We start from the raw sequence: 17250 nt of genomic DNA, 5'->3' as shown, positions 1-17250 counted from the left end.
CCAGCGTTCCCACATCAATGCCTTCTGGCTTTCGCTGTAATAGATCCGGCGCCTCTGTTTCATTTGCAACACTCCCGCCGCTCATGCGACGTTCATTGTGTTGCATCGACCGGTTGAATCCGCCGGGCATATGTCGACAATGGAGCGACCGGACAACGTGAACGAAGCGCTGATGGAATGGGCCAGATAGACAATCAACAAGGAGGAGTCGGCAAATGGCTAAGGACATACTCGATCCTATCCTAAGGGTCATCGCCGAACACGCGTGCCGCGCACTTGTTCTGACCGCTGCGGATCTCATCGATAGAGGCCAGTTTGCCGACCTTCCGGGCGTTTTCTCCGCCAAAGCGCTTCTCGTTCGCCCCAACGGCGCGACGCTCACTGGTTGCGACGCAATCATCACCTCGTATACGACGCGGCCGGCGGGTCGTATCAGCCGGCATCTGATACTCGGCACGCACTTTTCCGAGGTCTCGGCTCAGAAGGCCGTTGCAGCAACCAGGTTCTCCTATGGAGCGGCAGCATCGCCGATGAGGCTGGACCGTTCGGACGGCCAGCGCGTGGACAGCAAGTCGTCGGCCGCTTCGACGTCGCCGCTCGGCAGTTGCGAATGTCGGTTCTCACTGCAAGCGGATGCGTACTTGCGGTAGAGTCCGAAACGTTGCGAGATGCTATTCGTAACCCACGGGTGCGTGTCCCGCCTTCGTCGGCAACTATGTGCCAGCTGTGACCAGTATCACGGAAGGCAGGACAGGCTACCTATATCGAGATGTGGCGCGGTAGCAGTCCACCCCGGGACCTGCTAATCATGACACTCGATCAGATCTCGTTCACAAGCGGTCTCCTTGCTGTTTTTTTACTGCCAACCGAAGCACCGTATAGCTCGATTGTGAGACCGGCGGCGCAAATCATGAACTAGCGTCGTTCCGGCGTGACTCGCAGTCACTGCGATCCTCACCTGGATCGGCACACTTTTCGCAGATCAGCCGTTGCAGTGAGACTCGCCATCATCCATTGCAATCGCAGCTCTGCGGCATGCACAGCGCGGCGAAGCGCATCGCGGGACTCGCTTCGGTGGGCGGGAATACGCACCATTCACCATTGTCATGGCGGAAGAAAAACATCGACAGCATGCCGGTCGGGCGCCGCGTCTGCACCAGTGCATAGCGCCGCCGGTTCGCCGGCGTGTGCCCGAAGCGCATGACGCGGACGGGGTTCGCCAGTCCCAGGCCAAGCCACTTGTCGACCAGCGAGTGCAGGGAATTATCGGCGGCGCGCATGACTGCTCTCCTTCGGCTGCAATGGATATACCGTGCCTTGACCCGGTGGCAGCGAACGCTCCTGATGGTGCGGGAGCGCTTGCACGGCAAAGATCCGAACTGCTGACCACGATCCAACAATAGCGACGCCGGATAAACACAATCTGAAATCTGCATTAAAAAATTTAAGGAATTCTTATGGTTGCCTTTAATGCGCAGCCGTACTGTGCCTCCAACCTATCCGAGCGACCCGTTCCAGGTGCTCGCGAGACCGTCGCGCATCGCATTGCTTTTTGCAGCGAGACGCCAGTGCCCGCCTTCAATTCCCGTCACGCACTCGATCGAGGAGATCGTGTCCATCAACCTGAGCCGGCGCCTGCCGGTGCATACGCAACACGACGACGTCGGACGGCTCGTGCACATCGTCAACGGCATGCTCGACGAGATCGAGCGGCTGATGAACGAGGTCAAGGGCGTATGCGACGCGATCGCGCACGACTTGCGCACGCCGCTCACTCGCCTGCTCGCGGGGCTCGAGCGAGCCCAGAGGCGCGCACGGACCGAGGCGGACTATCGTGCGGCCATCGACGACACGATCATCGAGACGGGCCGCATCCTGCACACATTCAATGCGCTGCTGCGCATTTCCGAGATCGAGTCCCACGCGCGCCAGCAGAGTTTCGCCCTCGTGGATCTCGTCGCGGTCACGAACGACGTCGTCGAATACTACGAACCCACCGCCGAAGACAAGCGCGTCACGCTCGACTACCACCGGGCGCCGGACGGTCCGCTCGAACGGCCCCGCGCGAATAAAACGCTTCTGCTCAGTGCAGCGTACGCAGCGCTTCATCGACGAACGCATTGGTGTAGGTCCGATCGACCTTCACCGACCCGTAAGCCGGATTCGCCGCGGCGAGCACCTGCCACTCCTTCGTCGCGCCGTCGTCCGGCATGCGTCCGTCGTTCGCGAACATCGGGATCTCCTCCTTCAACACCTTCAGATAAGCCACGCGGTCCTTGCCGCTGATTTCCGGCGGAATGACAGCCAGGAGCTGCTCGGGGGAATGGGAATTGATGTACTGCAGCGTGCGCACGAACGCGCCGGCCAGGTGCCGCGCAATCTCCGGATGCGCCCGAACGCGTGCGCCCGACATGTAGACCGTGCTTGACGGAAACAGCGTGCCCAGACTCCGGCGCGTGCCGTCGACCGACGTCAGGTCCGCGAACACCGTGGCCACGCCTTTCGACTCGTAGAGATCCCCGTCGGGCGTCGGCGCTACGACGAAATCGGCGCTTCCGTCACGCAGCGCGTCGATGTTCTTCTCCTTGCCGTCCGTCCCGAGCCTCGTGTAATCGCCGATGCCGTGACCGCCCGCCAGCATGAGCGCGTTCGCGACCGTGCTCTTCGACGACCCGGCGCCGCCCGCAATGAAACGCGCGCCCTTGAGGTCAGTCACGCTCTGGTATTTCTCCCTTGCCTGGTTCGCGACGAGCACCTTCGCGCCCGGCGTCACGCCGAGCGTGACAACGGCCTGCGTATCGATGCCGTGCGCCTGGTTAACCACGTTGTGATGGTAGTAGGCAACCACCGCGTCGACCCGTCCGTCATTCAGCATGTCGGCCGTCGACACGTCGTCGCGGATGTTCATGACAGTCACGGCCATCTTGCCGTCGTTCAGATAGCCGAGACGCTCCGCCAGCACCACAGGGAAATTGCGGATGGCCTTAATCTCGTCGACGAGCAGGACGATGCGTTGCGGCGCCGCATCGGCAGCGGGCGTGGCCGGTTCGGCGGCGCTTGCCTGCCCACCGACCAGGCAAGCGGCAACGAGCGTAAGTGCGATTTTTTTCATCAGATCTTCCTTGCGAGCAGAGAGCTCATTGACTTACGGCGATGGGATCGGCGATCACCACCTGTTCTTCGGTGCGCACGTTCTTCTTGCTGTCGCTGATCGCTTTCCATTCAGGGTTGTGCGTCAGGCGCTCGCGGACTTTGTCCACCACCGCCTCGCGCGCGCTGAGGGCCGCCTCGTCCCTGTACTCCAGGAGTACCATCGCGGTCCACTGGCGGCCGGCCGGAAACTGGCTCGTATAAAGCGAATAGCTCGACAGGACGCCCTCGTCCATCCATCCCTTGAATTGCGGAATCACATAGGCGTCCGCGTACTTCTCGTAGTCGCCGGCTGAGACCAGTGTCTTGTACGGGATGACCACGTAGACCGGATTCGCCGCCTTCGCGTCGAGCGCCTCCGCGCGTTTGGTATCAACCGGCGTCGTATGGATTGAAGTCGTCACCGCGAGCGCCTTCCCGGACAGCGCCGCGGGCTGCGCCTGCTCGAGCGTACGCCAGCGGTACAGGTCCTCGGGCGTCGCGAACGTCAGCAAGGCCATCGCGTCCCAGTTGTCCGAATCGGCATAGCGATTGAACAGCAGGCTGTATTGCCTGATTCGCCCGTCGTGCTTCCAGCGCGCGAGCTCGCGCGCGGTCGACTGCGCCAGCTCGTGGCGCAACGCGGGCCGGTTCGCGGGCAAGGTCTGGTAGGTGATGATCAGCGACAGCGCGTCGTTATCCGACGGCTCTGTCGCCCGCGCCGCGCTGGGGGGCAGCATGCCCGCCAGTACGACCGCGATGGCGAAGACACGGCCGATGGCCCGAATGGAGAGAAGATTCATGATGATTCGGTGAAGGTTGGGCATGGAAAGGGCTCCACGTTTTTTCAGAAATCGATCTTGGCCACCATCCGCACGCTGCGGTCCATTCCTGTGCCAAGCGTGCCGGTCTGCACCGAGTTCCAATAACGCTTGTTGAACAGGTTGTCGACGGCCACCCTGATGTCGACGTGCTTGCCGGCGATCCGGGTCGCGTAGCTGGCGCCGAGCGAGTAGATGGTGTAACCGGGGATGTAGCCCTGGTTCTGCGGGTTCACCGGGCGCTTCGTGATGAACGACGCACGCACCGTGAGCGACAGGCCGGGGAGCCAGAGCGGACGGTGCGTCAGTGCGATGTTGCCGATCCACTTCGGCGTATTCTCCGGCGTACGGCCCTTGATCGTCATGTCGAATTCCGGGTTCTGGACCGCGTGCAGGTACTGGACGGCTTCGGACAGCGACCACTGACGCGAGATGTCCTGCGTGAGCACGGCTTCCGCGCCCCGGTATTCGATCGTGCCGTCGTTGGCGAAAATCTGCGTAGCCGGATTGGTCACCGCGTTCGCGCGCGTGATGTCGAACACGGACGCACTGAACTGCAACCACCTGAAGTAGTGATCGCGCACGCCGAACTCGTACTGCGTCGACACCGCGGGCGCAAGGACCTGGTAGGCGTTCTTCGCGTTTGCGGGGGCGACGCCGCCATCCTCGATGCCTTTCATGTAGCTGGCGAACAGCGTGGTGGTCGGCAGCAGGTCGTAGAGAATCCCGAATGCCGGAGACCCGACCCAGGTCGCTGACGACACCACGCCGTCGTTCGACGACGACCGGCTCCCGCGGAAGCCGAGCAGCAACTTCCACTTCGACCCGACGCCGATCATGTCGTAGGTATAGAGGCCGGTATCCGCGTTGACCTGCTTTGGCAGCGACGTGTCGGGATGGGTCGGCACCGGAGTGGGCAACGGGATGGGATCGAAGATGTTGACCCGCACCGGCAACACGATCGTGTTTTGTCTGGGTGTCTCGGCGATGCGCTCGCTGCGCGACACGCCGAACGTGATGTCGTGCGAGAGCGGACCCGTGGCGAATTGACCGAGCAGTTCTGCCCGCTTGTACTTGTTGAAGTAGACCTGCGTCACCTCACTGACGGTCGGGATGCCGCCTGCCCCGGTGAACACGTTGTATCCGCCGATCCGGGTCGTCGAGCGCGAGCGATCCGAATCCGACTGACCGATTTCGACGAGCGCCTTCCAGCCGGGCGCAATGTCGTAGTCGACCCGCCCCTGGAAGTTCGTCGTCTTCGCGGAGAAAACCGCCCACGGGCCCGACAGCAGATTCCTCGGATCGGGCACGCGCGGCAACGTGATGTGTCCGTTGACCGCAGTCGGCAGGCTGATGCTGCCCTGCTCGACGACGTCCTTCCGATAGGTCTCGACATCGAACTGGAAATGCAGGCGGTTGGTGACCTGCCAGTCGGCGCCAACGCTGCCGAACGAGCCGTGCCCATTCGCACCGTGCACACCATTTTCGAGGTGCGTACCGGATGCGTTCACGCGGAGGCCGAACTGCTTTTCGCTGCCGAATCGATGGCTAACGTCGGCCGCGACGCCGAACTGCCCGAACGAGTTGCCGAGCAGCGCCACCGAGGCGACGTCCCTGTCCATCGGCGCGCGCTTCGTCACCATGTTGAGGATGCCCGCGGGGCTTGCAACGCCGAACATCAGCGCGTTCGCGCCCTTCAGCGTCTCCACGCGCTCCTTGTCCTCCGCCGGCACCGACATCACGTTCGCGGTCGGCAGGCCGCCGTTGAGCCGGTAGTTCGCGAACAGGTTGACCTTGATGCCGCGAATGCTGGCCGCGTCGGCAGGGCTGCCCGACGAGTTGGTCGGCGCGACGCCGGCCTGGTTCTTGACCGCGTCGGTCACGCCTTCCGTCGCGGTCTGCAGCGCGCCGGCGCCCATCACCTCCTTGGTCATCGGCAGCGATTGCGTGTTGCCGAGCGCCTGCGCGTCGAGTCGCGCCGTAATCACCGACGTCGCCGGCACGAGCTGCCTCGGTTCGTACAGCTCCGCGGCATCGCGGATCCGCCCTCGCAATTCATCCCGGATCTTCTCGGCCTTCTTCACGAGCACCTCCTGGTCGTCGCCGACGCGGTACGGCATCACCACGCCGAGCGCGCCGATCGTAGCGCCGCCGGCGGCCTGCAGCGGCAGTTCCACTTCGAGGCGATCTCCTTCGCGGCCGACCTCGACATGCGGCTTGCCGGTCTCGATGACACGCCGGTCGTCCGCATCGGCAGGCTTGCCGATGCGCCCGATGTTCGACGCGATGATCGGATAGTCGCCGCCCCCGCTCGGGCGCGCCACGTGCATCACGAGCGCCATCACGTCGCGGCGCTTGCGGATCACCTCGTCGACGAGCGTCTGCGCGTACGGATTCTCCGGAATGCCTTTGGTCGGGAGCACCGGATCGAAGAGTTCGTTCCCGTAGCGGATCTGCCGGCTCAGCTCGTCACGGATGAGTGCGCCCGCCCGGATCAACGCCTCCTTGTCGAGCCCCGACCCCGGCGGATACGGGAACGTCACTTCGACTTCGCCGATCACTTTGCGCGTGACGTCGAGCAGCGGCAGATGCACCTCGACGTTCTGGTCGCCTCGCTTGTTCACTTCCACGAACGGCGTACCGGTCTTGACCACGTCGAGATCGTCGGGGTCCGACTTCCTGCCGATCCGGTTCGCGGACTTGGCTGCGACGATGACGCTTTCCGCTCCTCCGGGGGGGCGCATATGAAGATCCAGCTCGACGAGCTCCGGGTGCAGCGCGACCGTGCGGTCCACCAGCTGCTGCGCGTAGAGCTTCGCATGTCCGGGCTGCGGCGCGAGTGCATTCTCGCGAGTGCCACCGTCGGCCTGCGCGTAGAGCGCCGGCGAAAACAACACCATGACGGCCATTGCCACCATCGTTCTTCCAATCACCACGGTCTCCTCCAGCTTGATTGGATTATTGGTCTTCGATCCGGTCCGCCGCGGCGGGCATCGCGCCGGATGGCACGATGCCCGCGTTTGCCCCGCCGGTCAGATGTCCAGCACCAGCAGATCCCCTTTCGCGCGCGAACAGCAGGGTGTGAAATGTCCGTGCCGCTCCCGTTGCGCGGCGGTCAGCACGCAGTCGAGATGGTCGACTTCGCCGACGATCACCCGCGTGATGCAAGTGCCGCAGACACCCTGCTCGCACGACGTCGGGATCCTGACGCCGTGTTCGGCCAGCGACGCGACAACGGACTTGTGCTCGGGAATCCGGTACACCTTGCCCGTGCTGACGAGCTGCACGTCGAACGCATGCGTCGCCGTGGGCTTCTGCGCAATCGACGCGAAGCGCTCGCAGTGCAGTTGACGCTCGGGCCAGCCGCGATTCCGTGCGGCGCACAGCACCGCATCGATGAACCCCGCGGGTCCGCATATGTACAGATGCGTGCGAGGCGACTGACTGTCGAGCACTCGCTCGATGTCGAAGCGTTGCTCCGCGCGTTCGTCGCTGAAGTGGAACCTGGCCCGGCCGGCGAACGGCGCCCGCACGAGCCGCTGCACGAACGCCGCGCGCGACTGCGAGCGTGCGCAATAGTGCAGCTCGAAATCGGCGTGGCGCCGCGCGAGCCGTTCCGCCATGCCGAGGATCGGCGTGATGCCGATCCCTCCCGCAAGCAGCAGCGAACGCGGCGCGGTCTCGTCCAGCGCGAAGTGATTGACCGGCACACCAATGTCGAGCAGATCGCCTTCGTCAACCCGCTCGTGCATGGCCGCCGATCCGCCGCGCGAATCCGCAACGCGCAGCACGGCGATCAGGTAGCGCCGCCGCTCGCGCGGATTGCCGCACAGCGAGTACTGGCGCACGAGACCGTCGCCAAGATGCACGTCGATATGCGCGCCGGCCGCGAACCGCGGCAGTTTGCGTCCCGCCGGATCCGTCAATTCGAGCGCACACACACCGTCGGCCTCGACCGTTTTCTTCGCGACGCGCACGGTCAGGCGTGCGTCGCTCGCCACCGGCCGCCACGTGCGCCGCAGGACGTTCCGGACGCCGGTGTAAGCGAGTACCGGAACGCACAGCGCGCCGAACAGCAGCAACAGTCGCCCGAATACACCGCCAATCGCGCCGGTGTGCCACGACAACGCCCAGAAATACAGCTTGTGCCCGACGCTGCTCCGCGAATACGGAACGAACCGCAGCACCTTGCCCGTGTATGCGTCGATGAACAACATCGTACGTGCATTCGGATGCGGCGCCGCGCGATCGATCAGGTACATCTCTACCGGGTCACGCGATTTCTCGGGGATGTGCAGCAGCGCATCCTGCGGGTCGGGCGACAGTGCCTGTGCGGTGCGCCAGGAGCTTTCGAGCGTTTGCCGCCTTGCGCCGTTCGCGGGCACGGCCGATTTCGGCGGACTGGCGGGCTGCGGTGAACCGGTGATCGCATAGATGCCGTGCGCGTACCAGTCGAACGCCCACGGCAGCCCGGTCAGCACCGTCAGCAGCAGGATCGCGCTGGCATAGAGACCGATCGTCCGATGCAGCCGATACATGAATGCCTGTCCACGCGCGCCGGGTCCGGTCGTGAACGCGACTCGCCAGCCGTGACGTGAGCGTGGCCACCAGAGCGCGATGCCGCCACCGATCATCAGCATGCCGAACAGGAGCGCGCTCGTGCCGGTAATCACGTTGCCGTGCTTCATGAAGCGGAACTGATGAATTTGCTCGAGCGTGCCGAGCAGGCCACCGTAGCGCGAGCGTTCGCCCAACACGTCTCCAGTGCAAGGATTGAGGTAGACGAACACCTGATCGGTGAAGCGCACCATCGCGGACGGCATGCGCGGCGCATGGTGCTTGCCGGCGACCAGCCGAATGTAGTCGAGCGTCGCCGACGGCCGGGATGCGGCCGCATTCGCGGTCAATGTGTCAAGCGGTACGCGCGCCGCGCAGGTCGGCACCGTCAGCAGATCGCGATTGAGCACCGGCTCGAGGCTGGGCCGGAATGCGATGGATGCACCCGTGATCGCCATCAGGAGAATCACGACCCCGACGGTCAGGCCGCACCAGCGATGGATCTGCAAGACGAGCGGACGGAATGCGGGTTTCATGGGTTGCCTGGGCGACGACTGTTGATGTCCATCATCTTTGTCGGCGAACCTGAATGAAGTCTGAATTCAGCGCAAAGTCGGGGTAAGTCCCAACTCATTGCGCGTGACTTATCGCCCCACGACCCACATGCGCGCTTCCAACCTGAAACAGACGCGAACGCTTCCTGAATTTGCGTTCAGAAAAATCGGGAAAACCCCCGCAGGGCCATGCTTCGCTTGTCACGGACATCCGCTTGCGCTAGCCTGAAATTCCCTCGCGTTCGCGCTTTTATCATGAAGATCCTTATCGTCGAAGACCAGCGCAAGCTCGGCCTGTACCTCAAGCAGGCGCTAAGCGAACGCGCGTATACGGTGACGTGGGTTGAAAGTTGCGCCGAGGCGCGCGAAGCGCTATGCGAGTCGAGCTATGACGTCATCGTGCTCGATCTCGGCTTGCCCGACGGTGATGGCCTGGAGCTGCTTCGCGAATGGCGCGCGGCCGGATTCAATGAGCCGGTGTTGATCCTCAGCGCGCGCGACGCCGTCGAGGATCGCGTCAAGGGCCTCGATGTCGGCGCCGATGACTACCTGCCTAAGCCGTTCAGCCTGGAAGAACTGCTCGCGCGCATGCGCTCGCTGCTTCGCCGCCAATCGTCCGTCAAGGAAACCGTGCTTCAGCATGAGGGCATCAAGCTTGACCTGCTGAGCCACACCGTCCATCTGAACGGCAAGCCGATCGATCTCACCAGCCGCGAGTTCGCGTTACTGGAAGTCTTCCTGCAGAATCCCGGCCGCATCCTGACCCGGACGCTGATAGCGGAGAAGATCTGGGAATCCCATTACGACGTCGACACCAACCTGCTCGACGTTTACATGAGCCGGCTGCGCGGCAAGTTCGAGGCGCCGCTCGGCAAGCCGCTGTTCAAGACGGTGCGCGGCGTCGGTTACCAGCTGCTATGAAATCCATCGGCGCGCGGCTCGCCATCTGCTACGTACTCGCTTCGACTGTCACGTTCGCGTCGCTGTTTCTTGCCGGAAGGTATTTCATCGAACATCACGCGATCCACGCGCTGGACCTGCTCAACCAATCTGAGTTCGAACAGATTCGCGCCGGCCAGACCGCGCTCGGCGCGAAGCCGACGGAGGCGGAGTTGCGCCAGCGTGTGCAGGCGATGATGTCCGGCAACCTGGAACTGTTCTTTACGGAGATCTACGGGCCCGGTGGTACGGTGGTGTTTCGCTCACCGGAGCTTAACGGTCGCGATATTGCCCCGTCGCCTCGCGACCAGGCGTTCAATGCGAATATCGATGGGCTGGGCGAACTGCGCGCGGGCGAGTTCGCGCTCGGACCGTACACGGTCGTGTTGGCAACGACGAAGGAGCACGTGCGCGTGGTGATGAGCGCGTACGAGCATACCTTTTACGGGTTGCTGATCGTCATGATCGCGGTCAGCAGCGTGATCGGCTACGGCTTCAGCCGAATGGCGCTACGGCCGCTGCGGCTGATCCAGGACACCGCCGACCGCATCCGCTCGGACAACCTGAGCGAGCGGATCCCGGTGTCCGGCGCGCGCGACGAGATTTCGGACTTGGGGCGCCTGCTCAACCAGATGTTCGACCGCCTCGAAGCATCGTTCGACCAGATCCGGCGGTTTACCGCGGAGGCCTCCCACGAGCTCAAGACCCCGCTGACGCTGGTGCGCCTGCAGGCAGAGAAGTTGGTCGTCGACGATCAGTTGACGCCGGCGCAGGAACACGCGGTGCAGATCCAGATCAAGGAACTGGCCCACCTCCAGCGCATCATCGAGGACCTGCTGTTCCTGTCGCGTGCCGACGCACACGCGATTTCGCTCGATCTGAGGCCGCAGGACCCGGAACTGTTCCTGCAGAACTTCGCGCAGGACGCCCACGTACTCGCCGAACACCGCGAGCAGCGCTTCTTCCTGACCCATCACGGCAGCGGACAGGCTGCAATCGAGTCGAAATGGATCCGCCAGGTGCTCCTGAACCTGCTCAGCAACGCACTGGCGGCCTCGCCTCCGGGAAGCCGCGTGACCTTGCGTTCCACGCTGGTGAACCAATGCTGGCAGGTCCGCGTGGAGGACGAGGGTCCCGGCGTAGCCGCCGAACAGCGCGAGCGCATCTTCGAACGCTTCGTGCGCATCCGTCGTCCGGGCGACGAAGACAAGGGCAGCGGCCTGGGCCTCGCCATCTGCCGCAGTATCGTCGAGCTGCACGGCGGCCACATCTTCGCGGAGGCCGGGCCGGACGGCCGCGGCTTGTCGATGGTCTTCGAGATTCCCGCCGTCACGCCGTCCGACACCGCCGGCAATACCTCCTTCAACGCGCCGCTCCATTCCACCGACGCCGCCTGAGCATACTGCGGGCGCGAGTCACAGGTCGAGCTGATAACCGACGTAATAGGAGAAGCGGTTAGTGTCGCTCACGTGAGTGAGGCCGCGCCCGGCGGAGAACAGGATGCGGTCGTGCTCCGTCAGCCCGTAGGTGCCGCCGAGGTTGAAGCCAATCGCGGACGGATCGTCCCTGGTCGCCGCCCCGGTATAGAAGACCTCGCCGCCAAGCTGAAGTCGTTCGCCGAACTTGCGCAGGACGGCCCAACCGCCGGTCCAGTAACCCTTCTGTCCCGCATGGCGGTTGACGACGTATCCACCACCGCCGAACGTCGTCCAGTTACCGATCGTCTTCTGCGCCCACAGCGGTAGCAGCACGTGCGCGTGGCCGTCACCGAGGCTCAGGTGGTCGTTGCCGGACGGCAGTGTGACGCTGGGCGCGAACGCGACCTGCGGACGCCAGCCCGCCTCGTCCTCGGTGATGAAGCGGTACTTCGCGCCAAGTTCGGTGTCACCGAATCCGTAATGGGTGCGATCTCCGGTTTCGTGCATGAACGCCATGCCGACCGTCGCGGTGATCTGCAGGTTCTCCACCAATCCGTAGTTGATCTCGAGGCCCGGCAGCGTGCCGCTGTGACTGCCGGCGCGCACGGTGCCCGACGCGGCGGCATCGATCTCGAAATGCCCCCGTTCGACGGGTTCCGGATCGTCGGTCACGAACGGCGGGCCGGCAAGCGCGCCATGGCAAACCAGGCATGCGCCGAAGGCGAGCGCCGCCTTGACGAATCGCGCATGATACGGGGCGCGGTACGCGGCCGACTCCGGATGACGGGTGGACGACATGAGGCCGATTCTCCTGATCGAAGGGTGGCCGGCGCTGCGTGCGAGCGCCCGGCATGAGGCACGAGCGGGATGGGTCAGGACGGTTGGGGCGGGCAGATGCGCGGCGACGCGTGGGCGGCCGGCGCGAACTGCGGATGCCGCGCCGGTCCGTCAGACACGCGGACCAACGCGGCGCGCGGGGATCAGTGGCCCGCGTCGGAGAACTGCGGCGGGCGCCATTTCAGGAGCTTGTTCTCGAGCTGCGTGAGCACGAACTCCGCACCCAGCGCGACGACGGCGAGCACGATCATCGCGGCGAACACGCCGGCCGCGTTGAACGCGCCCTGCGCCGTCGAGATCAGCAGCCCGATCCCTTGCTTCGAGCCGAGGAATTCACCGACCACGGCACCCACCAGCGCGAACCCGAAGCTCACGTGCAGGCTCGCCAGGATCCAGCTCATCGCGGCCGGCAGCACGACCGTCAGCGTCACGGCGTGCTTCGAGGCGCCCAGGATGTGCGCGTTCGCGATCAGGTTGCGGTCCGCCTCGCGCACGCCCTGGAACGCGTTCGAGAACACCACGAAGAACACCATGACGAAGGCCAGCGCGACCTTGGACGCCATGCCGAGCCCCAGCGCGATGATGAACACCGAGCCGAGCACCACGCGCGGGATCGAGTTCGCGATCTTGATGTAGAGGCTGAAAACGTCGGCGAGCAGCTTGTTGCGGCCCAGTACGATCCCGGCGAACACGCCTGCCACGCTGCCGATCAGGAAGCCGAGCCCGGTTTCCTCCAGCGTTACCAGCACTTGCACCCAGAGCGGGCCTTGCGAGGTTCCCTCGGTGAGCCACTGCCAGATCTGCACGGCGATCAGCGAAGGCGTCGAGAAGAAGAAAGGATCGATCCAGCCCACGCGCCCGGCGAGTTCCCATCCGCCCAGCGTGACGACCAGCACCGCGAGCCGCAGCACATACACCAGCGTCTGGCGCCGACGTATGCTTGCCTGGGCCCGCACTTCCACCTGCCGCAGTTCGATCTCGTTCGATGCGGCTCCTGTCATCGGGATATTCATGCTTTCCTCAATGCGCCCCTGGGCGCTCAGATGTGGACCTCGTCGCGAAGATCGTTCCAGATCTGCCGCGACAGTTCGATAAAGCGGGGGGAATAGCGCGCTTCCGCGACATCACGCGGGCGCGGCAGGTCGATTTCGTACGACGTCTTGACGGTCGCCGGTCCGGACGTCAGCACGAATACCTTGTCCGCGAGCGCGATGGCCTCCTCGATGTCGTGCGTGACGAACACCACCGACGCGCCATTCACGCTCCACAGATGCAGCAGTTCGTCCTGCATCAGCGTGCGGGTCTGCACGTCGAGCGCCGAGAACGGCTCGTCCATCAGCAGGATCTCGGGTTCGTTGATGAAGGTCTGAGCCAGCGCCACGCGCTTGCGCATGCCGCCGGAGAGCTGGTGCGGATAGTGGCGCTCGAAGCGAACCAGACCGACGCGGCGAATCCATTCCATCGCGCGCTCGTACGCCTGCGCCTTGCTCTCGCCACGGTACAGCGGACCGGCTGCGACGTTGTCGAGCACGTTCTTCCACGGGAACACCGCGTCGGACTGGAACACGAAGCCGATGCGGCGATCGATGCCGGTGACCGGATTGCCCCAGATCCTGACCGCGCCGGCGCTCGGCGTGGCAAGGCCCGTGATCAGGCTGAGCGTGGTGGATTTGCCGCAGCCGGTCGGGCCGACGACGGCGCAGAACTCGCCCTTCGCGACGCGCATGCTGAAGTTCTGCAGCGCCATGATCGCTTTGCCCTCCGGGCTGACGAAGCGGCGGCTGACGCGGTCGAGTTCGATCGCCGGAACGTCGTTCGAGGCGGCGGCGGGATACGGCATGGTTGCCTGGGAGGCTGTCATTGGATTGCCACCTTTAGGAGACTGGATTCGACGAAACGCCCGCGACGGCTCGCTGTCGGGCCGTCACGCAGGCGCGGCTACTTGACCTGCGCGGCGTTGACGAACTCGGTGGTGAAGGTCTTCGAAAGGTCGATCTTGTGCCCCATCACAGCTCTATCAAACGACCCGAGCACCTTGAGCACGGTGGGCGGCCCCGATTCCGGCATGCGGCCGTCGGCGATGAACGACACCTTGCCGTTGGCCAGCGCCTTCATGTACGACGCGCGGTCCCCAGCGTAGTAGTCGGCGGGCATCTGGGCGGTAATCTCCTCCGCGCTGTGCGTATTGATGTAGCGCAGCGTCTTGACGAACGCGTTCGCGAGTTTCTGCACCGTCGCCTTGTGCGACTGTACCCAGTCGTTCTGCATGTACAGACTGGCCGCCGGGTACAGGCCGCCGAGCCACTTCTGCGTGCTCTCGGGCGAGCGCAGATCGACCAGGACCAGTGCGTCACCGGTGTTGACGAGGCGCGAGACCGTCGGTTCGGTGGTCATGCCGCCGTCGATCTTGCCCTGCTTGAGCGCGGCGATGAACGTGTTGCCCGCGCCAACGGGCAGCGCCGTCATCTCCGACGTCTTCACGCCGTGCGACACGCCGAGGTATTGGGTTAGGAAGTTGGTCGACGAGCCAAGCCCGGTGACGCCAAGCGTCAAGCCGCGGAAGTCGGCGGGCGACTTTACCTTGCCGGCGAGCTTCGACGAGATTAATTCGACTTCGCCAGGCGTGTGGCTGAACTGTACGACGGACTCGATGTACTTGCCTTTCGACTGCAGGTCGATCGTGTGGTCGTAGAAGCCGACGACGCCCTGCACTGTGCCGGCGACCAGTTCGTTCTCGGCATCGACGCCCGCTGCCTCGTTGATGAGTTCGACGTCGAGGCCCTGCTCCTTGAAATAGCCGAGCCGTTCGGCGAGCTTGGCCGGCAGATAGATCTGCTTTTCCATGCCGCCGACCATCAGGGTGAGTTTCTCGGCGGTATGCGCGGCCGGAACCAGGGTGCCGAGCATCAGCGCGCCAGCGGCGATGCGCAGGACAGTTTGTTTCATGGGATGTCTCCTCCGGTTTCGATAGGTATGGCGTGCCGTTTTCCACATGGCGTTCGCGTCGCGTCCCGGATCAGGGACGGGTGGGCTCACGGAACGGTTTGAGTTATACGGGGCAACCTTAAAGTCAGGCTGAACGGAAAATGAACGCCTATTCAGGGACCGCCGGCGCCGCACGCGGCATGCGCCCGGACCGATCCGCGCGGCGCCTACCTGAGCTTCGCCAACTCTTCGCGCGCCTCCACCGCGCTCAGCGGGAAGTACGCCGAATAGCGCACTGGCTCCTGGCCGTCGCGGCTCAGGATGTAGCGCAGGAACGCTTTCACCGGCGGCGTCAGCGGACGGTTCAGGCGGATGTACATGTAGCGTGTGAGTGGATACTTGCCGCTCGCCGCATTCTCGGCATCGAGCGCATAGAACGGCTCGCCGTCCCGGCGCGCCACCGCCAGCGTCTTGAGTCCGGGGCCGCCTTCCTCGAGTCCGCCAAAGCCGATCGCGCCCGGATTCCCAGCGATCGCGCGCGCAGTGTCGTCGATCGATCCCTCGTGGACAGCGCTGTTCCACGCTCCGCCTGCCAGCACCATGACCTGCATCGACATCGCGTTCGGCGCGACGTGCGGCGGGATGTAGATCGTGATCGGACGGTCGGCCCACTCGCCGGTCAGGCCAAGCTGGCCCCACCGCGTGATACCCGGGTTCTGCCGCAGGATCGACGCCAGTTGCGCCAGCGTGACGCCGTTGAGCGGATTGTCCGGATGCACGAAGATCGCCTGGGCCGTGGTCCGTTGCGGCGTGTTGAAACCGCCGCGCGCGACGCGGATTTCGAGCGGCGCCGCGTGACGGATCTGCGTACAGGCAGCCCGCTCGTCCGGCCAGAGTTCGCGGCCCATCGGCGCCATCGCGGTGTCGCCCGCGAGCAGCGCGTGAAACCCGTTCAACGTGCCAAGGTGTTCCCATCGATCGCCCTTGCGCACGGCGGGCTGTACGTGCGTAAAGCCGTCGATCCACGTGTCCATCAGCGACTTCATCCCGTCGCTGCCGACGCTGTCGATCTCGCCGTGCAGGCCGGCCACGGGACGATAGACGGCCAGTTGCGCGTCAAGCGGCGGCAGGAAGCCGTCGAGCTTCGCGCGTTCACGCGCGGCCTGCGCGGCGGTGAGTGGCGCAAAGCGTTTCTGCGCGGCGACGATCGCCTGACCCTCGTCGCTCAGCGCAAACGCCACGAACGCCTTGACCTTGGGCGGCAGCGGCGCGCCGGGACGCCGGTTCACGGCGAGATAGGCCGCCTGCCCGTCGAGGCTCGCGACGCGAACGAACAGCGGCGACTTCATCATGTCGCCTGCGAACTGGTGCGCGTACGGCTGCAGCTCCGTCTGTAACGGCTCACGCGCGAGCGGTGCGATATCAGCGTCGCCGAACATAAGCGCGCCGAATGCGGTCGCACTGCCGGCGTGCCGCCAATGCGGCCCGCGATGGATCCCCGGCTGGCGTCGCTCGAAGGCGGCCAGCCACGCGTCGAGCAGCGGCCCCATCGCGTCGTCCCCGACGCTGCTGAGCGTTCCGCTCAGGTTCGGGAGCGATCGATAGGCCGGCAAGCCTGCAACGGTATCGGCCGCCTGCGCAATGCACGGCGGCATGAGTGCCAGACAGGCCGCAAGCAGGAGGCCTGCTCCGGTACGACGAGGGCGCGCCGCGGGCGCGCATGCATCCTGCGAGCGCAATGGCCGGGACGAGCACGACAGGGGCGGCATCGATGGCGATGCGCGCCGCAATGGAGAATCGAAAACAGGCACGGGGGTCTCCTGCCGGATGTGGAGAATGGCGCGCAGCGGCCCGGCTTCCGGTCAGGAACGCCGCCCCGCCATCGCGCCCGGAGAAGCTGCCCCGACGGTACGGCGGCACGCTGAAGCCAACCTGAATCGACGCTGAAAATTCGTTCATGCTCGGCAAGGCGTTCCATAAACGGATTTTCAGAATGTCTTCAGATTGCGTTCATCCGGCGACACTATCGTTGGACGCATGGCATGGGCGCTGCGCCGTTCGCCGCATCTC

13 protein-coding genes and 1 pseudogene are annotated in these 17250 nt (G+C 64.6%); 4 read left to right on the top strand and 10 right to left on the bottom strand.

Going from position 1 to position 17250, the window contains the following annotated elements; translation table 11 throughout:
* Nucleotides 1-215: 215 nt before the first annotated feature.
* Nucleotides 216-650, top strand: a complete 435-nt coding sequence (locus tag F6X39_RS16610) for a nuclear transport factor 2 family protein (protein ID WP_187617389.1) — start codon at nucleotides 216-218, stop codon at nucleotides 648-650.
* A gap of 357 nt (nucleotides 651-1007) precedes the next feature.
* Here the strand turns inward: F6X39_RS16610 and F6X39_RS16605 are convergent, their stop codons facing one another.
* Nucleotides 1008-1280 (bottom strand): hypothetical protein, encoded by a 273-nt coding sequence (locus F6X39_RS16605; RefSeq protein WP_018423275.1) that lies wholly within the window; start codon nucleotides 1278-1280, stop codon nucleotides 1008-1010.
* Nucleotides 1281-1470: 190 nt separating this feature from the next.
* Between F6X39_RS16605 and F6X39_RS37380 the strand changes: the two are divergent.
* A pseudogene (locus F6X39_RS37380) lies at nucleotides 1471-1860 on the top strand (hypothetical protein); the annotation flags it as partial.
* 223 nt (nucleotides 1861-2083) lie between these two features.
* Here the strand turns inward: F6X39_RS37380 and F6X39_RS16595 are convergent.
* The 4 genes from F6X39_RS16595 to F6X39_RS37375 form a co-directional block, all read right to left on the bottom strand.
* On the bottom strand, nucleotides 2084-3112 hold the full coding sequence (locus F6X39_RS16595; protein WP_018423277.1) for an ABC transporter substrate-binding protein: 1029 nt from the start codon (nucleotides 3110-3112) through the stop codon (nucleotides 2084-2086).
* Nucleotides 3113-3137: 25 nt separating this feature from the next.
* On the bottom strand, nucleotides 3138-3932 hold the full coding sequence (locus F6X39_RS16590) for a hypothetical protein (protein WP_187617388.1): 795 nt from the start codon (nucleotides 3930-3932) through the stop codon (nucleotides 3138-3140).
* A gap of 44 nt (nucleotides 3933-3976) precedes the next feature.
* A complete protein-coding gene (locus tag F6X39_RS16585; RefSeq protein WP_316251696.1) occupies nucleotides 3977-6886 on the bottom strand; it encodes a TonB-dependent siderophore receptor in 2910 nt (969 codons plus the stop codon).
* Between the two features lie 96 nt (nucleotides 6887-6982).
* Nucleotides 6983-9043 carry a PepSY domain-containing protein gene (locus F6X39_RS37375; protein WP_187617387.1) on the bottom strand — a complete coding sequence of 687 codons (2061 nt, stop codon included), beginning with the start codon at nucleotides 9041-9043 and terminating at the stop codon, nucleotides 6983-6985.
* A 273-nt stretch (nucleotides 9044-9316) separates the two neighbouring features.
* Between F6X39_RS37375 and F6X39_RS16575 the strand changes: the two genes are divergently transcribed.
* Both F6X39_RS16575 and F6X39_RS16570 read left to right on the top strand, forming a co-directional pair.
* Nucleotides 9317-9982 carry a response regulator transcription factor gene (locus tag F6X39_RS16575; protein ID WP_018423281.1) on the top strand — a complete coding sequence of 222 codons (666 nt, stop codon included), beginning with the start codon at nucleotides 9317-9319 and terminating at the stop codon, nucleotides 9980-9982.
* Nucleotides 9979-11397 (top strand): ATP-binding protein, encoded by a 1419-nt coding sequence (locus tag F6X39_RS16570; RefSeq protein WP_187617386.1) that lies wholly within the window; start codon nucleotides 9979-9981, stop codon nucleotides 11395-11397. The genes F6X39_RS16575 and F6X39_RS16570 overlap by 4 nt, the downstream gene beginning before the upstream one ends.
* Before the next feature lie 18 nt (nucleotides 11398-11415).
* On the opposite strand, the gene F6X39_RS16565 is transcribed toward F6X39_RS16570, so the two are convergent.
* The 5 genes from F6X39_RS16565 to F6X39_RS16545 all read right to left on the bottom strand — a co-directional run bounded on the left by F6X39_RS16565 (nucleotide 11416) and on the right by F6X39_RS16545 (nucleotide 16835).
* The gene (locus tag F6X39_RS16565; protein WP_187617385.1) at nucleotides 11416-12216 is read right to left on the bottom strand and encodes a hypothetical protein; all 801 of its coding nucleotides are present in this window, start codon (nucleotides 12214-12216) and stop codon (nucleotides 11416-11418) included.
* A 182-nt stretch (nucleotides 12217-12398) separates the two neighbouring features.
* Complete coding sequence (locus F6X39_RS16560; RefSeq protein ID WP_018423284.1) at nucleotides 12399-13268, bottom strand: ABC transporter permease; 870 nt, start codon at nucleotides 13266-13268, stop codon at nucleotides 12399-12401.
* 26 nt (nucleotides 13269-13294) lie between these two features.
* Nucleotides 13295-14095: an ABC transporter ATP-binding protein gene (locus F6X39_RS16555; protein ID WP_187617395.1), complete on the bottom strand. Its 801-nt coding sequence runs from the start codon at nucleotides 14093-14095 to the stop codon at nucleotides 13295-13297.
* 98 nt (nucleotides 14096-14193) lie between these two features.
* Nucleotides 14194-15201 carry an ABC transporter substrate-binding protein gene (locus F6X39_RS16550; protein ID WP_187617384.1) on the bottom strand — a complete coding sequence of 336 codons (1008 nt, stop codon included), beginning with the start codon at nucleotides 15199-15201 and terminating at the stop codon, nucleotides 14194-14196.
* A gap of 206 nt (nucleotides 15202-15407) precedes the next feature.
* Nucleotides 15408-16835: a substrate-binding domain-containing protein gene (locus F6X39_RS16545; protein ID WP_187617383.1), complete on the bottom strand. Its 1428-nt coding sequence runs from the start codon at nucleotides 16833-16835 to the stop codon at nucleotides 15408-15410.
* Between the last annotated feature and the right edge of the window lie 415 nt (nucleotides 16836-17250).

The sequence above is a fragment of the Paraburkholderia sp. UCT2 genome (genome assembly GCF_014397665.1).
Classification (GTDB): Bacteria; Pseudomonadota; Gammaproteobacteria; order Burkholderiales; family Burkholderiaceae; genus Paraburkholderia; species Paraburkholderia tuberum.
This window is presented reverse-complemented; position numbering and strand designations above follow the sequence as displayed.

Bases quoted from the DNA above. Each gene is read 5' to 3' on its own strand.
- F6X39_RS16610 (WP_187617389.1), top strand. From the start codon at position 216: ATGGCTAAGGACATACTCGATCCTATCCTAAGGGTCATCGCCGAACAC.
- F6X39_RS16550 (WP_187617384.1), bottom strand. From the start codon at position 15,201: ATGAAACAAACTGTCCTGCGCATCGCCGCTGGCGCGCTGATGCTCGGC.
- F6X39_RS16555 (WP_187617395.1), bottom strand. From the start codon at position 14,095: ATGCCGTATCCCGCCGCCGCCTCGAACGACGTTCCGGCGATCGAACTC.
- F6X39_RS37375 (WP_187617387.1), bottom strand. From the start codon at position 9,043: ATGAAACCCGCATTCCGTCCGCTCGTCTTGCAGATCCATCGCTGGTGC.
- F6X39_RS16560 (WP_018423284.1), bottom strand. From the start codon at position 13,268: ATGAATATCCCGATGACAGGAGCCGCATCGAACGAGATCGAACTGCGG.
- F6X39_RS16565 (WP_187617385.1), bottom strand. From the start codon at position 12,216: ATGTCGTCCACCCGTCATCCGGAGTCGGCCGCGTACCGCGCCCCGTAT.
- F6X39_RS16595 (WP_018423277.1), bottom strand. From the start codon at position 3,112: ATGAAAAAAATCGCACTTACGCTCGTTGCCGCTTGCCTGGTCGGTGGG.
- F6X39_RS16575 (WP_018423281.1), top strand. From the start codon at position 9,317: ATGAAGATCCTTATCGTCGAAGACCAGCGCAAGCTCGGCCTGTACCTC.
- F6X39_RS16570 (WP_187617386.1), top strand. From the start codon at position 9,979: ATGAAATCCATCGGCGCGCGGCTCGCCATCTGCTACGTACTCGCTTCG.
- F6X39_RS16605 (WP_018423275.1), bottom strand. From the start codon at position 1,280: ATGCGCGCCGCCGATAATTCCCTGCACTCGCTGGTCGACAAGTGGCTT.
- F6X39_RS16590 (WP_187617388.1), bottom strand. From the start codon at position 3,932: ATGAATCTTCTCTCCATTCGGGCCATCGGCCGTGTCTTCGCCATCGCG.
- F6X39_RS16545 (WP_187617383.1), bottom strand. From the start codon at position 16,835: ATGCCGCCGTGCATTGCGCAGGCGGCCGATACCGTTGCAGGCTTGCCG.